The sequence below is a fragment of the Saccharomonospora iraqiensis subsp. iraqiensis genome, from assembly GCF_000430445.1.
GTDB lineage: Bacteria > Actinomycetota > Actinomycetes > Mycobacteriales > Pseudonocardiaceae > Saccharomonospora > Saccharomonospora iraqiensis.
Genome location: NZ_KE387085.1, coordinates 1 through 1,661 on the forward strand (window position 1 = coordinate 1; position 1,661 = coordinate 1,661).

The 1,661-nt window shown below is 72.8% G+C and carries 2 protein-coding genes; one reads left to right on the forward strand and one right to left on the reverse strand.

From position 1 onward, the window contains the following. On the forward strand, window positions 1-1,180 hold a 1,180-nt coding region (locus ACTIR_RS22770), incomplete at its 5' end, for an MMPL family transporter (protein ID WP_034239441.1). Between the two features lie 68 nt (window positions 1,181-1,248). On the opposite strand, the gene ACTIR_RS22775 is transcribed toward ACTIR_RS22770, so the two are convergent. Then, a partial coding sequence (locus ACTIR_RS22775; protein WP_034239442.1) for an aldehyde dehydrogenase family protein occupies window positions 1,249-1,661 on the reverse strand: 413 nt, incomplete at its 5' end.

Below are 1,661 nucleotides of genomic sequence, written 5' to 3' on the forward strand. Positions count from 1 at the left end.
CGCCCGGGCCGCCGCGGACCGCCCGGGGGCGGGCACCCGGTGGTCCCGCTTCGTGCTGCGCCGCCCGGTGCTGGTGCTGCTGTTCTCCGTCGTCGGCCTCGGGGTCCTCGCGGTCCCCGCGACGGACCTGCGCCTCGGCCTGCCGGACGACGGCTCCAAGCCCACCGACACCACCGAGCGCCGTGCCTACGATCTGATCGCCGAGGGCTTCGGGCCCGGCACCAACGGACCGCTGATCGTGACCGTGGACGCCGCGGACAGCGGTGACCCGCAGGGGGCCGCGAAGCACACCGCGAACACCCTGCGCGGACTGGACGGGATCGCCGCGGTGACCCCGCCGCGGTTCAACCCGGCGGGCGACACGGCCATGATCAACGTGGTCCCGGCGTCGGCACCGAGCAGCCCCGCGACCGAGGACCTGGTGCACTCGATGCGCGACCGGGCCGACGGCATCACCGCGGACACCGGCGCGAACGTCCTCGTCACCGGCCAGACCGCGATGGGCATCGACGTCTCCGACAAGCTGGACGCCGCGTTGCTGCCCTACCTGGCCCTGGTGGTGGGACTCGCGTTCCTGCTGCTGATGGTGGTGTTCCGGTCGATCCTGGTGCCGCTCAAGGCCGCACTCGGGTTCCTGCTGTCCGTCGTCGCCGCGCTGGGTGCCGTGGTGGCGGTCTTCCAGTGGGGCTGGCTCGCCGACGTGTTCGGCGTGCAGCAGACCGGGCCGGTGATGAGCCTGATGCCGATCTTCCTGGTCGGTCTGGTGTTCGGCCTCGCGATGGACTACGAGGTCTTCCTGGTGACCCGGATGCGGGAGGCCTTCGTGCACGGGGAGAGCCCGCACGAGTCGATCGTCACCGGCTTCTCCCACGGGGCCCGGGTGGTCACCGCCGCCGCGCTCATCATGATCAGCGTGTTCGCCGGCTTCATCGGCTCGGGTGAGGCGATGATCAAGATGATCGGCTTCGGCCTGGCGATCGCCGTCCTGTTCGACGCGTTCGTGGTCCGGATGACGATCGTTCCCGCGGTGCTCGCCCTGCTCGGCCGGTCGGCCTGGTGGCTGCCCCGGCCGCTGGACAAGGCACTGCCCAACGTCGACGTCGAGGGGGAACGCCTCCAGCAGCGGCTCGACGGGGCCGGTGCCGACCACGACCGGGAGCCGGTGCCGAGCGGTTCCTGAATCCCGTGGCGCCGGGGGCCGTCCACGCGGTGTGGGCGGCCCCCGGTCGCGTGTCGGGACCCTCCCGCTCAGGGTGCGGGTTCGAGATGGACAACCTTGGTCACGGTCATCTCGTCGAGCAGTTCGGGGCCGTAACCGAAACCCTGTCCGCTCGCGCCGCGCGGATGGGCCGCCCCGCCGGGGGCACCGCCGAACACGGCGTTCACCTTGACCGATCCGACCGGCAGCTCCCGGCAGGCCCGCTGGGCATGCGCGAACGAACGGGTGAGCACGGTCGCGGCGAGTCCGTGGCGGTCGTCCCGGGCCAGCGCGAGGCCGTGGTCGAAGTCGTCGACCACCCGCACCGGTGCCACCGGGCCGAACGTCTCCTCACGCATGATCCGCAGGTCGTCGGTGCAGTCCGCGAGCACGGTCGCCGGGTAGCCGGCGCCCGGGCCGTCCGGCACGGCCCCACCCGCGCACACCCGCGCCCCGGCCGCGA